Source organism: Pseudonocardia sp. P-1 (assembly GCF_058111925.1).
In genome coordinates this window covers 3,350,008-3,364,712 of sequence record NZ_CM176614.1, presented here as the reverse complement: position 1 = coordinate 3,364,712, position 14,705 = coordinate 3,350,008, and the positions used below count along the sequence as shown (strand labels likewise).

Here is a 14,705-nt window from a genome sequence, read left to right as displayed (position 1 = left end):
ACCGCACGGAGCGTTGAACCGACACGACCGACCGGCCTAGGGTCCCCGCATCTCGACGGGGCATCGTCATCCGTCGGCCCCGTTCCGCTCGAAGGAGACCCCGTGCGTCGCACGATCCTGGCCCTGGCCGCCGCGCTGCTGGCCCTCACCACCCTCGTCGGCTGCAGCAGCGGCGGGTCCGACACGCTGCGCATCGGCACCGAGGGGACCTACAGCCCCTTCAGCTTCCAGGGTCCCGACGGGCAGCTGACCGGCTACGACGTCGAGGTCGCCCGTGCGGTCGGCGCCAAGCTGGGCAAGGAGGTCGAGTTCGTCCAGACCCCGTGGGACTCGATCTTCGCCGCGCTCGAGTCGAAGCGGATCGACCTGGTCGCCAACCAGGTCACGGTCAACGACGAGCGGAAGGCCAGGTACGACCTCTCCACGCCCTACACCGTGTCCGAGGGCGTGATCGTCACCCGCGCCGACGACACCGCGATCCGGACCCTCGCCGACCTGCGGGGCCGCACCACCGCCCAGTCCGCGACCAGCAACTGGGCCGAGGTCGCCCGCGGCGCCGGCGCGAACGTCGAGGCGGTGGAGGGCTTCGTGCAGGCCGTCCAGCTCGTCAAGGACGGCCGGGTCGACGCCACCGTCAACGACAACCTCGCCGTCGGGGAGTACGAGAAGTCGACCGGGGACAAGGGCGTCAAGGTCGCCGGCACCACCGGGGACACCAGCGAGCAGGCCTTCGCCGCCCGCAAGGACAGCGGCCTGATGCCCGACGTGGACCGGGCGCTGGCCGAGCTGCGGGCCGACGGCACGCTGACGCAGCTGTCCGAGAAGTACTTCGGCAGCGACGTCAGCGGGAAGTAGATGGATCCCGCCACCTGGGAGCTGATCGGCCGCAACCTGTGGCCGATGCTGAGGGCGACGGTCACGATGACCATCCCGCTGACGGCGGTCAGCTTCGTCATCGGGCTGGTCCTGGCCCTGTTGCTGGCGCTGGCCCGGATCTCCTCGATCAGACCGCTGTCCTGGATGGCCCGCGCCTACATCTCGGTGGTGCGCGGCACGCCGCTGCTGGTCCAGCTGTTCATCGTGTTCTACGCGCTCCCGCAGCTCGGGCTGGTGATCGACCCGTTCCCGTCCGCGGTGATCGCGTTCAGCCTCAACGTCGGCGGCTACGCGGCCGAGGTCATCCGGGCGGCGATCCTGTCCATCCCGAAGGGACAGTGGGAGGCCGCGCAGACCATCGGCATGGGGTACCCGACGACGCTGCGACGCGTGATCCTCCCCCAGGCCGCGCGCACCGCCGTCCCACCGCTGTCGAACACGCTGATCTCGCTGGTCAAGGACACCTCGCTGGCCTCGACCATCCTGGTGACCGAGCTGCTGCGGGTCGCCCAGCTGGCCGCGGCGCCGACGTTCGACTTCTTCGCCCTCTACGGCGTGGCCGCGGTGTACTACTGGATCGTCTGCCTGATCCTCTCGTCCGTGCAGGTACGGGTGGAGACGCGGCTGGAGAGGTACGTGGCGCGATGAGCGACCTGCTGACCGTCCGGGGCCTGCGGAAGTCCTTCGGGACGCTGGAGGTCCTGCGCGACATCGGGTTCGACGTCCCGCCCGGGACCGTCACCGCGGTGATCGGGCCGTCCGGTTCGGGCAAGACGACGGTGCTGCGTGCCCTGAACGCGCTGGACCGGGCCGACGCCGGGGTGATCACCATCGGCGACCTGGCCGTCGACTTCGGCGCCCCCGTCGACCGGTCCACGCTGGCCCGGTTCCGGTCCCGGACCGCGATGGTGTTCCAGTCGCACAACCTGTTCCCGCACCGCACCGTCCTGGAGAACGTCATCGAGGGTCCGGTGATCGTGCAGCGGCGCCCCCGGGCCGACGCGACCGCCGACGCCCGGCGGCTGCTGGACCAGGTGGGGCTGGCCGAGAAGGCCGACCAGTACCCGTACCAGCTCTCCGGCGGCCAGCAGCAGCGCGTCGGGATCGCCCGCGCGCTGGCCCTCGACCCGCAGCTGATGCTGTTCGACGAGCCCACCTCGGCGCTGGACCCCGAACTCGTCGGCGACGTCCTGCGGGTCATCAAGGACCTGGCGACGGCGGGCCGGACGATGGTCATCGTCACCCACGAGATCCGCTTCGCCCAGCAGGTCGCCGACCAGGTCCTCTTCGTCGACGGCGGGGTGGTGGCCGAGTCCGGTCCGCCGTCGCGGGTGCTGGTCGAGCCGGAACGACCCCGCACCCGGCAGTTCCTGAAGCGGATCCTCGACCCGATCTAGACCCCGGGCGGGGCGCCGTCGGAATCGCCGTGGGCGTCGACCCACTCCTCACGGAACCGGCGCAGGAACTCCTCCAGGGCCGCGTGCCGCCGCTCGCCCATCTCGCGGCCGGCGGCGGTGCGCAGCTCGCCGCGCAGCCGCAGCAGCTTCTCGTGGAAGTGGGCGACGACCGAGCCGGTCGGCCCGGACCGGTAGCCGCCGGTCGCGACGCCCGCGGCCGGGTCCCACAGGGGCTCGCCGATCGCGCCGCCGTAGGCGAACGCGCGGGCGATGCCGGTGGCGCCCATCGCGTCGAGCATGTCGGCGTCGTGCAGGCAGGCCGCGATCCGGTCCGCCGTCGGCGCCGACGCCGCCTCCGAGAACGAGTAGCGGCCGGTGGCCTCGACGGCGTCGAGCACCGGGTCCCACAGCTGCTCGGCGACCCCGCCGCGACGCAGTGCGTCCCGGGCGTCGTCGCGGACCTCCGCGGGGGCGACGACGCGGCCGAGCCGGGCCTCGGCGGCCCGGTGGTGGTCGTGCACATAGGCGGCGACGGCGGCGACGAACCCGTCCAGACCCTCCCGCACCGCGAGCCGGGCCGACAGCCCGGCGACCCGGTCGAGGTGCCCGAGGTCGTGCGCGACGTCCGCGCCGGCCATGTCACCGGCGACGACGTCGCGCAGCCGCCGCAGCTCCCCGGCGCCGCTCACGCCGGGCTCCCGGCCGCAAGGACGCGGGGCTCGGTGTCGGCGACCGAGCCGCGGCGCAGCCACAGCAGCCCCGCGACCAGCAGCCCCAGGGCGCCGCCCGCCGCGTACCCGCCCGGCCCGACGAGGTCGATCATGACGCCGGACAGGGCCTGCCCGACCGAGACCCCGAGCACCGCGGCCATCACCATCCAGTTGAACGCCTCGGTCGCCGACCCCGCCGGAGCGGTCTGCTCGACGCCGAGGGAGTGCGCGGTGACCTGCGGGGTGATCAGCGCGCCGGCGGCCATCATCACCACGGCCAGCAGCACCAGCGAGCCGAGCGGGGAGACGAGCCCCATCGCCGTCACCAGGACGGCGAAGCCGGCGAGCAGGACCGGCAGCCGCAGATGCAACGGCCGCGGCCAGGGCCGCATCCCGTAGAGCACCCCGGTCAGCACCGAGACCACCGACCACAGCGAGAGCAGGACCCCGCCGGCGGCGGGCGAGCCGGCGAACGCGGTCGCGGCGATCACACCGACCTCGGCGGTCCCCGCCACCAGCCCGAACCCGAGCGACGCCAGCGCCACCGTCCGCAGCCCGGGGCGCCGGAACACCCCGAGCAGCCCGGCCTCGACCGGCAGCGACCCGTCGGCGCGCTCGGCGCGGATGCGGGCCGAGCGGCGTCGTACGGCGGCGGTCAGCGCGAACCAGGTGGTGCCGACGATCTCCGCGGTCGCCGCGACGACGAGCGCGGTGCCCGGCCACGGCGTCGCCACCACCAGCACCGCGGCCAGCGCGGGACCCATGATGAAGAAGATCTCGAGGCTGATCGCCTCGTAGGTGTAGGCGGCCTCGCGGCGCGGCCCGGGCGGGGTCAGGTCCGACCACAGCGCCCGCGACGACCCCTCGAACGCCGGCGTCGCGAGCCCGGTGACGACCGCGACCGCGACGGTGAGCGGCAGCGCCGCCCGGTACTCGATGCCCAGCACCAGCCCGATGACGCACAGCAGGTAGACCGCGACGAGCACCAGCATCGGCCGGGTCGGGCCCAGCCGGTCCAGCACCCGCCCCTGCACGACCGTGCCGACCGCGGTCCCGATCAGCAGCGCCGCCGAGACCGCTCCGGCGACGGCGTAGGAGCCGTGGACCTCACGGACGTAGAGCAGCGTGGCGAGACTGTGCATCGCGATCGGGAACCGACCGAGGACGGAGGCACAGACCGGCGCGGCCGCCCCGGGGGTGCCCAGGGCGGCGCGGTAGTCGGAGAGAGCGGCGGGCACGCCCCAGCATCACATGATCTGGGACGCCCGTACCAGAGAATTCAGCGCGCGCGCCGCGCGAGCCGCTCCGGCTCCAGGATCAGCACGCTCTTGCCCTCGAGACGCAGCCAGCCACGGTGCGCGAAGTCGGCGAGCGCCTTGTTCACGGTCTCGCGGGAGGCGCCGACGAGCTGGGCGATCTCCTCCTGCGTGAGGTCGTGGGTGACCCGCAGCAGCCCCGACTCCTGGGAGCCGAACTGGCGCGCGAGCTGCAGGAGCGACTTCGCCACACGGCCCGGCACGTCGGTGAAGATCAGGTCGGCGAGCATGTTGTTGGTGCGGCGCAGGCGACGGGCCAGCACGCGCAGAAGCTGCTCGGCGATCTCCGGACGCTTGCCGATCCACTCCCGCAGCGCGCTGCGGTCCATGGTGTAGCAGCGCACCTCGGTGACCGCGGTCGCCGACGACGTGCGCGGGCCCGGGTCGAAGATCGACAGCTCGCCGAACATGTCCGACGGGCCGGCCACCATGAGCAGGTTCTCCCGGCCGTCGGGGGACTTCCGGCCGAGCTTCACCTTCCCGCCCGACACGATGTAGAGGCGGTCACCGGGCTCACCTTCGGAGAAGATGACCTGCCCGCGGGAGAACTCGGCAGTCTCCAGAGCTTCGGCCAGCGCCTCGGCGGCCTGGGGCTCCACACCTTGGAAGATCCCTGCCCGGATCAGAACCTCGTCCACTGCAATGCTCCTCGTTCACCGGCCGTGTCGTCACGGCGGGTCGTCGGCGCGTCAGTGTAGAGGTATTCGCCACACACGTGCGCACCACTGGCCCGATCGGATTGACATCCGATCGGGTCCGATTCGTCGCGGGGCGCTGTCCCGCACCCGTACGCGATCCTGTCAGGCCGACGGGACCTGACTCCGACGAGCCCCCCGGCGGCGCCGGTTACGCAGCCGGAACAGCTCCAGCGCGCGGCCCGTGCCGGACCGGAACAGGGCACGGACCTCGTCCGGACGCGGCTGTTCGAGCATCTCGTCCAGCTCGTCCTGGCGCACGGTGGACTCCCGCATGCGGGACTCCACGCGCTCCATACCGAGCGCGAAGAACATCACGAGCAGCGGGACGAGAACGCTCAACCAGGCAGTCATGGCAACTCCGATCCTCCCGTACGTGTTCGCAGCCCGGCCGGTCGGGGGTGGCCGCGTCGACGTCTTCGTGACGCGACCGTGACCTCATAGCCCGTTCGGCGCACACCCGGCCGGGTGCGCGCACCGCTCGTCGGACGCGTCGCCGCGCCGGCCGGTCGAACACCACCCGGCGTGGACCGGACCGCGCCCGGCGGCGAGCGGTGCAACGGCGCGACACCGTGACACGACTGTCGGTGCCCACCCGTACGCTCGGTCACGTGAGCACCTCCGCCGGACGGCCGTCGCGGGCGTCGCGGCCCACCCCCCGCGCCGCCGCCGGTCTGGCCGCGCGCGTCGCGGCCGGGGAGAGCCCGATCGGGCGAGCGCGCCGGGTCAACCGCATCCTCCGGTCGCTGGCGGAGGCCTATCCGCACGCGCACTGCGAGCTGGACTTCACCACCCCGCTGGACCTCGCCGTCGCGACGATCCTGTCCGCGCAGTGCACCGACGAGCGGGTCAACCAGGTCACCCCCGCGCTGTTCGCCCGGTACCCCACCGCCGCGGACTACGCGGGCGCCGACCGGACCGAGCTCGAGGAACTGATCCGCTCCACCGGCTTCTACCGGAACAAGGCGACGTCGCTGACCGGGCTGGGCGCCGCCGTCGTCGAGCGGCACGGCGGGGAGCTGCCGTCGACACTGGACGAGCTGGTGAAGCTGCCCGGCATCGGACGCAAGACCGCGAACGTCATCCTCGGCAACGCGTTCGGGGTCCCCGGGATCACCGTCGACACCCACTTCGGACGCCTGGTCCGCCGCTGGGGCTGGACGACCGAGGAGGACCCGGTCAAGGTCGAGCACGCGATCGGCGAGCTCGTCCCGCGGCGGGACTGGACGATCGTGTCCCACCACGTGATCTTCCACGGCCGCCGGGTCTGCCATGCGCGCAAGCCGGCCTGCGGCGCCTGCACGCTCGCGGCGGACTGTCCCGCCTTCGGGCTCGGCCCCACCGACCCGGGCGAGGCCGCGGCGCTGGTCAAAGGCCCGGAGCGGGACCACCTGCTCGCACTCGCGGGGATCGCGGGGCCGCCCGGGGACGGCCGGTGACCCGGACAGGCGCCTCCCGCTCCGAGATCGTCTCGACCGTGGTCGTCGTCGTCCTGGTCGCGATCGCGGTCTGGGCGCTGTGGCCCTCGGGCCCCGCCCCCGGCGGGAGCGGCGGCGCCGGTCCCGCGGCGAGCGCCGCCCCGGCCGACCGGCCCGAGACCGACCTCGCCGCCGCGGACCCGCAGGCACTGGCCGCCGCGCGGGCCTCGGCCCGGCTGGCACCGTGCCCCGCCCCGTCCGGCAGCACCCCGGCCGGTCCGCTCGCCGGGATCACCGTGCCGTGCCTGGGCGCCGACGGCCGTACCGACCTGGGCGCGGCCCTGGCCGGGCGTCCGACGCTGGTCAACTTCTGGGCGTCGTGGTGCGTGCCGTGCCGCGACGAGCTGCCCGCGCTGCAGGCCTATGCACAGCGCCCCGGCGCACTGCCGGTGCTCACCGTCGACGTGCAGGACGACCCGGTGGCCGCGCTGACCCTGTCCACGCAGCTGGGAGTCACCCTGCCGGCCGTGACCGACCCGCAGCGGGCCGTGCGCCGCGCACTGGACACCCCGCCGCTGCTCCCGGTCAGCTACGTGACCCGCGCGGACGGTGGCGTCGCGATGGTGGACCCGCCCGTCCCGTTCCGCACCGCCGACGACGTCGCGGCCGCCGTGGAGCGGTTCCGGTGACCGCGCAGGCGGGCGTGCCGCAGGTGCCCGACCCCGACCCCGCGGCGGCGCCGGCGTCGCTGCGCCCGCTCGTCGACGGGGCGCTGGGCCTGGACCCGGCCTGGTTCGGCTGGCGACGCCTGCAGCCCGACACCGGCGAGCCGCGCCGGGCCTCGGTGCTGATGCTGTTCACCGACGGGGAGTCCGGCGGGCCGGACGTGCTGCTCACCGAGCGCGCGGCGACGCTGCGCTCGCACGCCGGGCAGGTCGCCTTCCCCGGTGGGCGGCTCGACCCGACCGACACCGGCCCGGTGCACGCCGCACTGCGGGAGGCCCGGGAGGAGACCGGGCTGGACCCGTCCGGGGTGGTACCGCTGGCCCTCCTGCCGGACCTGTTCATCCCGCCCACCGGGTTCCTGGTGACCCCGGTGCTGGCGCACTGGGCGTCGCCGTCGCCGGTACGGGTGGTCGACACCGCCGAGGTCGCCCGGGTCGTCCGGGTCCCGGTGGCGGTCCTGACCGACCCGGCGAACCGGTTCACCGTGCGCGGCCCCAGCGGCCACACCGGCCCCGCCTTCGACGCCGCGGGCCTGATGGTCTGGGGTTTCACCGCGGGCCTGCTGTCCGCACTGCTGCAGCGGTCCGGCTGGGAGCGTCCCTGGGACGCCGGCCGGGTCCTCGATCTCGACGACGCCTGGGCCCGCGCCCGGCGGAACGAACCGGAAGGAGTCCGGGTGGACGACCACGGCGTGGTGGACCGGTGAGCATCAGCTGGGTCGACGTCGTCGTCGTGATCCTCGCCCTGCTGGCCGCGGCGTCCGGCTGGCGGCACGGGGTCGCGGTGGCGCTGCTGTCGTTCGCCGGCGTACTGACCGGCGCGGTGCTCGGGCTGCGGCTCGCCCCGTTGCTGGCCGGGCAGGTGGAGTCCCAGCAGGGGAAGGTGCTGCTCGGGATCGGCGTGGTGGTGCTGCTCGTCGCGCTCGGTGAGGCGACGGGCGTCTACCTCGGACGGTTCATCCGCGACCGGATCCGCGGCGAGGGCACCCTCAAGGTCGACTCGACGCTGGGTGCCGGCGTGCAGGCGGTCGCGGTGGTGGTGGCGGCCTGGCTGATCGCGCTGCCGCTGTCCTCGACGAGCTTCTCCACCCTGACCAGCGGCCTGCGCGACTCGCGGGTGCTCGCCGGCGTGGACGACGTGATGCCGGACGCCGCGCGCAAGCTCCCCGCCGAGCTGCGCCAACTCCTCGACGACTCCGGCTTCCCCGACGTCGTCAGCCCGTTCTCGCGGACGCCGGTCGCCGCGGTCGGCCCGCCGGACTCCGCGCTCGCGCAGTCCCCGGTGGTCACCGAGGTCCGCGACCGGGTACTGAAGGTCCGCGGGCGCGCCCCGTCCTGCCGTCGCGCCCTGGAGGGGACCGGGTTCGTCGTCGCCCCGCAGCGGGTGATGACCAACGCCCACGTCGTCGCCGGGACGTCGAGCACCACCGTCGAGGTGACGACGTCCAGCGGCCGGGCCCGCCAGCTCGACGCCCAGGTCGTCCACTACGACCCCGAGGTCGACGTGGCCGTGCTCGACGTGCCCGACCTCGAGGAGCAGCCGCTGCAGTTCAGCCCGGACCCGGCCCGCGTCGGCGACGACGTGATCATCCTGGGCTACCCGCTGGACGGCCCGTACACGGTCACCCCGGGCAAGATCCGCGAGCGGATCCGGCTGCGCGGCCCGGACATCTACGAGCAGGGCAGCGTGCTGCGCGACGTCTACACCGTCCGCGCGGTGGTGCGCTCCGGCAACTCCGGCGGCCCGATGATCACCCCCGACGGGCGAGTGGTCGGCGTCGTGTTCGGCGCCGCGCTGGACGACACCGAGACCGGTTTCGTGCTGACGGCCGAGCAGGTCGGGCAGGCGCTGAACGTGGCCGCGAGCGGCGCGTCGTCCCCCGCCGACACCGGGAACTGCGCCTCCTGACCCACCGCACTCCGTCCCACGATCCGGGAACGAATGGCCGGATCGTGGGACAGATGCTTAGCGTGGGTACATGACCTCCGTCGACGTGACCCGTACCCGCCGTCGCTGGCTGGTGCTGGCCGTCGGGGTGTTCGCCCAGACCGCGGCCTGCTCGTTCGTCTACGGGCTGCCGTTCGTGGTGCCGCTGCTACGCGACACGGAGGGACTGTCGCTGGCCCAGGTCGGCGCCTACGTCGGCGCACCGACGGTCGGTCTGCTGTGCACGCTGGTGCTGTGGGGCGCCGCCGCCGACCGGTCCGGCGAACGCGGGGTGATGACGGTCGGGCTCGCGCTGTGCGCGGCGGCCGTCGCGGGTGCGGCGCTGCTGCCGATCGGGCCCGGACCGCTGCTGCTGGTGCTGCTCGGCCTGGGCGGCGCGGGCGCGGCGTCGGTGTTCGCCGCCAGCGGCCGGATGGTGATGGGCTGGTTCGCCGCGCACGAGCGCGGCACCGCGATGGGGATCCGGCAGACGTCCCAGCCGCTGGGCGTCGCCGTGGCCGGGCTGACGCTGCCGACCCTGGCCGCAGCCGTCGGGCCGTTCCGGGCGCTGGTGCTGCCCGCGGTGCTGTGCGTCGTCGCGTCGGTGCTGGTCGCGACGCTGGCGCCGGACCCGCCCCGGGCGCCGCGGCCCGCGGGGGCCGAGCCGGAGCGCTCCCCCTACGGGACGTCGGTCCTGTGGCGGGTGCACGGCGCGAGTGCACTGCTGGTGGTCTCGCAGTTCGCGGTGGCGTCGTTCGCGACCGAGTACCTGGTCCGCGAGCAGAAGTGGCACGTGGCGGCGGCGGGCGCGTTCGTCGCCGGTGGGCAGATCGCCGGGGCGGTCGGCCGGATCGCGACCGGGGTCTGGTCGGACCGGGTCGGGTCCCGGCTGCGCCCGATGCGCCAGGTCGCGGCCGCCGCGACCGCGGTGCTGCTGCTGTTCGCGCTCGGCGACGCCGTCGCCGGATGGCTGGCAGTGACGATGCTCGCCGTCGGGGCGGTGGTGACGGTCGCCCCGAACGGGCTGGCGTTCACCAGCACCGCCGAGATCGCCGGACCCGCCTGGTCGGGGCGCGCGCTGGGAGTGCAGAACACCGGCCAGAACGCCGTCGCATCAGTGGTCCCGGCCGCGCTCGGCGCCCTGGTCGGCGCGACCGGCTACGCGGCGGCGTTCGCGATCGCCGCCGCGGCACCGTTGGCCGCGATCCTGGTGACACCGGTCCGCGACGAGCGCCGGCGGTCGTCGTGACGCCGCCGGCGCAGCCGGTCAGCGGGTGATCGTCTGGTCCCGCCCGGGGCCGACGCCGATCGCGGACACCGGCGCGCCGGTGAGCTCCTCGATCCGCTGCACGTAGGCCTGCGCGGCGGGGGGCAGGTCCTCCCAGGTGCGGGCACCGGAGAGGTCCTCGACCCAGCCGGGCATCTCCTCGTAGACCGGGACGGCGTGGTGGAAGCCGGTCTGGGTCATCGGCATCTCGTCGACGCGGTGGCCGTCGACCTCGTAGCCGACGCAGATCGGCACCGACTCCAGCCCGGACAGCACGTCCAGCTTGGTCAGGAAGACGTCGGTGATGCCGTTGACGCGGACCGCGTACCGGCCGATCACGGCGTCGAACCAGCCGCAGCGCCGCGCACGGCCGGTGTTCACACCGACCTCGCCGCCGGTCTTGCGCAGGAACTCGCCCATCTCGTCGTGCAGCTCGGTCGGGAACGGACCGGAGCCGACGCGGGTCGTGTAGGCCTTCAGGATCCCGATCACCCGGGTGATCTTGTTCGGGCCGATGCCGGAACCGACCGACGCACCGCCCGCGGTCGGGTTCGAGCTGGTCACGAAGGGGTAGGTGCCGTGGTCGACGTCGAGCAGTGTGCCCTGCGAGCCCTCGAGCAGCAGCGTCTCACCGCGCTCCAGGGCCTCGTTCAGCAGCAGGCGGGTGTCGACGATCTTGTCGGCGAACTCCTTCGACTGCTCCAGGACGGTGTCGACGACCTCGTTGAAGTCCAGCGCGCGCCGGTTGTAGACCTTGACCAGGATCTGGTTCTTCAGCTCGAGGGCCGCCTCGACCTTCTGGTGCAGGATCTTCTCGTCGAGCAGGTCCGCGGCGCGGACGCCGACCCGGGCCACCTTGTCCTGGTAGGCCGGGCCGATGCCGCGACCGGTCGTGCCGATCTTGGCCTTGCCCAGGTAGCGCTCGGTGACCCGGTCGATCGCCACGTGGTACGGCATGATCAGGTGCGAGTCGGCCGAGATCAGCAGGCCGGAGGTGTCGACGCCGCGCCGCTCCAGCCCGGCCTTCTCCTCGATCAGCGCCTCGGGGTTCACGACGACCCCGTTGCCGATCACGTTCTTCACGCCCGGGGACAGGATCCCGGACGGGATGAGCTTCAGCGCGAAGTCGCGGCCGTCCGGCGTGACGACGGTGTGCCCGGCGTTGTTGCCGCCCTGGTAGCGGACGACCCAGCCGAACTGCCCGCCCAGCAGGTCGGTCGCCTTGCCCTTGCCCTCGTCGCCCCACTGGGCGCCGATCAACACGATTGCGGGCATGTAAGAGACTCCAGTTCACACACGCTCGTCACGGTCGCGGGACCGGGCGTGATTTCCGGTTTCCGCGGCGAGGAGGGTACTCGATCAGTGGTTCCGACCGATCCCGAAGCGGTTCTCCTCGACTGCCTGCCGCAGCGGCGTCACCGGCTTCCCTTCCACGGTATCCGGCCCGGCGCGCGGCGGGAACGCCCACCGTCGTCGCTGGTGTCCGATCCCGCGGTGCGTTCGGTCACCGTGGGTCCGCGCCCCGGCAAGGCCGAGATCGACGGTCTGCTCCCCGTCCCGCGCCTGATCGTGCACGGCGACGACGCCGACCTCGCCGCCGTGCTCCTCCGGCTGCTCCGGCGGGACGCGCTGGCGACCGAGATCGCCTACCTGCCGGTGTCCCGACGGTCGCGGGCCGCCGCGAACTGGGGAGTCCCGACCCGGTTCGACGACGCCGTCGCCCTCGCCCGGTCCGGCACCGCGCGCGAGATGCCGCTGGTGCGCGACGACAACGGCGGCGTCCTCGCCGGCCGCGGGGAGATCCCCGACCTCTACGGCGAGGCCTACTGCGACGCGACGCGCGTGCTGCACGGCCGCGTGAAGATGCTCGTCGTCGACGCGGGGCCCGAGGGCGTGCACGTGCGGGCGGGCCGCGGGGTGACCGGCACGACCGGGCGGGCGATCCAGATCGGGACGACCGGTGCGACGCCCGTCCGCGACGGCATCGCGCACCCGCGGGAGATCAAGCGGTGGGCCTGGTACCGGCACACCGAGCCGTGGCGGCCGGTGCTGCCGGGCTGATCAGCGCCCGGGGTCCTCGGGGGCGAGCACGGCGTCGGTCGCGGTGATCCCGACGTCGAACACCTCGTCGGTGGGGACGACATAGCGGTTGCGGTGGTCCCGGCCCTCGCCGCGACCGCCCGGGACGCCGCCTGCCATCGGGCCGTAGCCGGCCCCGCCGCGAGCCTCCGCCGCCTTGGCGCCGGTCCACGGCTCGGGCGCGCCGCCGCTCCGTGGCCCGGGTGTGCGGGGCTCGGTGCCCCACGCCGTCCCGGCCCCGCCGCGACCGCCGGGTCCGTACGGCCCGGTCCCGCTGCCGGAGCGGGTCTGCGGGGCGGGGCCGGTCTGCGCGAGGGGGCGGACGAGCTGCTGCCGACGTGCCTGGTCGCCGAAGCGGCGTGCGAGGTCCTCGCGGGTACGGGCGGCGTCCGGCGCCGGGGTCGGGGTCCGAACGCGGTCCGGAACGGGCGGGATTCGGGAGCCCGGCGCCCCGGCACCGCCTCCACCGGCGCCCGAGGACGCCGGTCCGCTCGGCAGCGGGACGACGGGCGAGGGCCCGCCACCGCCTCCGGCTCCCGCGCCACCACCGGGGCCGCCGCCCGCACCGACGCCGCCCGACGGGCCGGGAGGCGCCGGCACCGGGTGCGAGGCCGACCCGACCGGGGAAGCCCGACGCCGGCCGGGCCGGGTGTCGGGCCGGGAAGTCCGCCTCCACCCGGAGCGACGGAGACGCCGGGCTGCGGTCCCGGCGGACCGCCGGGACCCGGCGTCACGCCCGGAGACGTCGCGGGCGGGGGCGCGGCGGCCGCCTCGGTGGTGAAGCGGTCGTCGATCGCGGAGGTCTCGGACTCGTACCTCTGGAGCGCGCGGTTCGCGACCTCGTCGTTGATCTGGTTGTGCTCGGCGATGGTGACGTGGTCGGCGCCCCTGCCCCGGAGGGACTGCCAGGCCTCGCTGATGTTGTCGCCCGCGCGCTGGATCCAGGAGAACTCGGCCGGGTCCATGAAGCGGACCTGACCGCGCATGCGCTCGAACGCGCTGCCGTGGTCGAGCATGCGGTCGGCGCCGTTCCGGGCGACGTTCGCGGTGCCGTCGACGCCGGTGGCGGTGCGGTCCAGGGACTCCTGGGCGGCCCGGGCGGCGGGGCCCTGCCACGAGATGCCGAGATCGGCCATGCCGCGGTCGAGGGTCTGCTTGGTGGTCGCCATGTCGTCGACGAGCTTGCGGAGACCGTCGGAAGTCTGTCGCATGGCCTCGACGCCGGGTTTGCCGAAGATCCAGGCCGCCTTCGTGGCGATGTCGAAGGCTTCGAATGCGTAGCAACGCGGGAGGGCCATCAGTTTCCTCAGCGGATCGCGCGGGGGCCGCGATACATCGGTTCTCCCGCCTCATCCGCGGTCGCCGCGATCTCTTCCTCGGTGAATCCGTACGCCCGAGCTGCCTCTTGAAGATCAGTGCAGGTCTTCTGCAGCTCATTGACGTAGTCGACGTGTGTGTCTCGAATAGAATCGACCTTGCGCTGGAACAAGTCGCGCGCGTCCTGGGAGACCGGGTCGTCCGCACATGCCGGAATGGCTCTCAGGTCCGCCGCTGTCCGAACAGCAGCCTGCGCGGCGACGAGTCGGCTCGAGTACAGGGCTAGAACGGCCATCACGCTTCCCACCGAGATCTGAGCCATCAGACCTTCGGCTACTCCGGCGTGCTCAGCGTTAGTCGACACACCACGACGGTAGGAGGGCCGGACGCCGAGCACTGGCGATCTACTCGACTCCGTCGCGATCGCGAACAGCGTCACTTGCCCGAACGAGGTGCGTTCGCGAGGACATCTGCCGCGATGCTCGTCGCAGACTCGCATGACTCCGCGGCGGGGTGGGCAGCGCGGTCTAACGCTTCGACCTGAATCCGCAGGCTCGACGAGTCCGCCACATCGACGAAGATCTCGCAGAGTGTTCCGTCCGGGCGAGGCGTCTCATGTACGAGACCGAAGCCGGAGACACTCGAAACGACCATCCCTGGCGCCCGCGAAATCTCGGTAGCGCTTCTCTGCACCACACGGAGGCCGTAGTTGAACCCGTCCTGGTAGTTGGACCACAGACATCCGGGCCCGAAGTCGTCCTCGGGTCTTGCGGCTGCCGCCTCTCCGGGCTCCGACACTCCGAGCTCTGCCAGCTTCGCCTCCGGAACAGCCCGACACGGATCGAACAACGCCACGTCGATCTCCGCCGGCCGCGGCGGAAACGGCCCCTCCGGCTCCGCAGCCCCACACCCCACGACCACCCCGCACACGAACAGCAGGACGACAACGAGTCGGACCACCGGCGACGCTCCCCCGGA

General features: G+C 73.5%; 17 protein-coding genes. 10 read left to right on the top strand and 7 right to left on the bottom strand.

Annotated features, from left to right (window positions below; all coding sequences use genetic code 11):
• The first annotated feature begins 102 nt into the window (after nt 1-102).
• From AC0GKK_RS16505 to AC0GKK_RS16495, 3 genes are read left to right on the top strand one after another with little or no spacing between them, the layout of a single operon-like run.
• Nucleotides 103-855 carry an amino acid ABC transporter substrate-binding protein gene (locus tag AC0GKK_RS16505; protein ID WP_489882026.1) on the top strand — a complete coding sequence of 251 codons (753 nt, stop codon included), beginning with the start codon at nt 103-105 and terminating at the stop codon, nt 853-855.
• Nucleotides 856-1,524, top strand: coding sequence for an amino acid ABC transporter permease (locus tag AC0GKK_RS16500; protein ID WP_489882025.1), 669 nt, complete (start codon nt 856-858; stop codon nt 1,522-1,524).
• On the top strand, nt 1,521-2,273 hold the full coding sequence (locus tag AC0GKK_RS16495; protein ID WP_489882024.1) for an amino acid ABC transporter ATP-binding protein: 753 nt from the start codon (nt 1,521-1,523) through the stop codon (nt 2,271-2,273). The genes AC0GKK_RS16500 and AC0GKK_RS16495 overlap by 4 nt, the downstream gene beginning before the upstream one ends.
• Here AC0GKK_RS16495 and AC0GKK_RS16490 read toward each other — a convergent pair.
• The 4 genes from AC0GKK_RS16490 to AC0GKK_RS16475 form a co-directional block, all read right to left on the bottom strand.
• Nucleotides 2,270-2,962, bottom strand: coding sequence for an HD domain-containing protein (locus tag AC0GKK_RS16490; RefSeq protein WP_251783423.1), 693 nt, complete (start codon nt 2,960-2,962; stop codon nt 2,270-2,272). The genes AC0GKK_RS16495 and AC0GKK_RS16490 overlap by 4 nt on opposite strands.
• Nucleotides 2,959-4,221: an MFS transporter gene (locus AC0GKK_RS16485; protein ID WP_489882023.1), complete on the bottom strand. Its 1,263-nt coding sequence runs from the start codon at nt 4,219-4,221 to the stop codon at nt 2,959-2,961. Before AC0GKK_RS16485 ends, AC0GKK_RS16490 begins: the two co-directional genes overlap by 4 nt.
• Before the next feature lie 41 nt (nt 4,222-4,262).
• Nucleotides 4,263-4,937 (bottom strand): Crp/Fnr family transcriptional regulator, encoded by a 675-nt coding sequence (locus AC0GKK_RS16480; protein WP_020628211.1) that lies wholly within the window; start codon nt 4,935-4,937, stop codon nt 4,263-4,265.
• Nucleotides 4,938-5,099: 162 nt separating this feature from the next.
• A complete protein-coding gene (locus AC0GKK_RS16475) occupies nt 5,100-5,348 on the bottom strand; it encodes a hypothetical protein (protein WP_043282623.1) in 249 nt (82 codons plus the stop codon).
• Between the two features lie 353 nt (nt 5,349-5,701).
• Between AC0GKK_RS16475 and nth the strand changes: the two genes are divergently transcribed.
• From nth to AC0GKK_RS16450, 5 genes are all read left to right on the top strand, one after another.
• Nucleotides 5,702-6,433 carry an endonuclease III gene (gene nth, locus AC0GKK_RS16470; protein WP_304580140.1) on the top strand — a complete coding sequence of 244 codons (732 nt, stop codon included), beginning with the start codon at nt 5,702-5,704 and terminating at the stop codon, nt 6,431-6,433.
• On the top strand, nt 6,430-7,101 hold the full coding sequence (locus AC0GKK_RS16465) for a TlpA family protein disulfide reductase (protein ID WP_489882022.1): 672 nt from the start codon (nt 6,430-6,432) through the stop codon (nt 7,099-7,101). Before nth ends, AC0GKK_RS16465 begins: the two co-directional genes overlap by 4 nt.
• On the top strand, nt 7,098-7,844 hold the full coding sequence (locus AC0GKK_RS16460) for an NUDIX hydrolase (protein WP_489882021.1): 747 nt from the start codon (nt 7,098-7,100) through the stop codon (nt 7,842-7,844). The genes AC0GKK_RS16465 and AC0GKK_RS16460 overlap by 4 nt, the downstream gene beginning before the upstream one ends.
• Nucleotides 7,845-7,846: 2 nt before the next feature.
• On the top strand, nt 7,847-9,046 hold the full coding sequence (locus AC0GKK_RS16455; protein ID WP_476654974.1) for a MarP family serine protease: 1,200 nt from the start codon (nt 7,847-7,849) through the stop codon (nt 9,044-9,046).
• A 70-nt stretch (nt 9,047-9,116) separates the two neighbouring features.
• On the top strand, nt 9,117-10,313 hold the full coding sequence (locus tag AC0GKK_RS16450; protein ID WP_489882020.1) for an MFS transporter: 1,197 nt from the start codon (nt 9,117-9,119) through the stop codon (nt 10,311-10,313).
• Between the two features lie 18 nt (nt 10,314-10,331).
• Here the strand turns inward: AC0GKK_RS16450 and AC0GKK_RS16445 are convergent, their stop codons facing one another.
• Entirely contained in the window at nt 10,332-11,606 is a 1,275-nt protein-coding gene (locus AC0GKK_RS16445; protein ID WP_489882019.1) for an adenylosuccinate synthase, read from the bottom strand.
• Between the two features lie 204 nt (nt 11,607-11,810).
• On the opposite strand from AC0GKK_RS16445, the gene AC0GKK_RS16440 reads away from it, so the two are divergent.
• Nucleotides 11,811-12,392, top strand: a complete 582-nt coding sequence (locus AC0GKK_RS16440; RefSeq protein ID WP_476653098.1) for a hypothetical protein — start codon at nt 11,811-11,813, stop codon at nt 12,390-12,392.
• On the opposite strand, the gene AC0GKK_RS16435 is transcribed toward AC0GKK_RS16440, so the two are convergent.
• Nucleotides 12,393-12,530, bottom strand: a complete 138-nt coding sequence (locus AC0GKK_RS16435) for a hypothetical protein (protein ID WP_489882018.1) — start codon at nt 12,528-12,530, stop codon at nt 12,393-12,395.
• Between the two features lie 737 nt (nt 12,531-13,267).
• Between AC0GKK_RS16435 and AC0GKK_RS16430 the strand changes: the two genes are divergently transcribed.
• Complete coding sequence (locus AC0GKK_RS16430) at nt 13,268-13,819, top strand: hypothetical protein (RefSeq protein ID WP_489882017.1); 552 nt, start codon at nt 13,268-13,270, stop codon at nt 13,817-13,819.
• A gap of 343 nt (nt 13,820-14,162) precedes the next feature.
• Here AC0GKK_RS16430 and AC0GKK_RS16425 read toward each other — a convergent pair whose 3' ends face one another.
• Nucleotides 14,163-14,687: a DUF3558 domain-containing protein gene (locus AC0GKK_RS16425; protein WP_489882016.1), complete on the bottom strand. Its 525-nt coding sequence runs from the start codon at nt 14,685-14,687 to the stop codon at nt 14,163-14,165.
• Nucleotides 14,688-14,705: the final 18 nt, after the last annotated feature.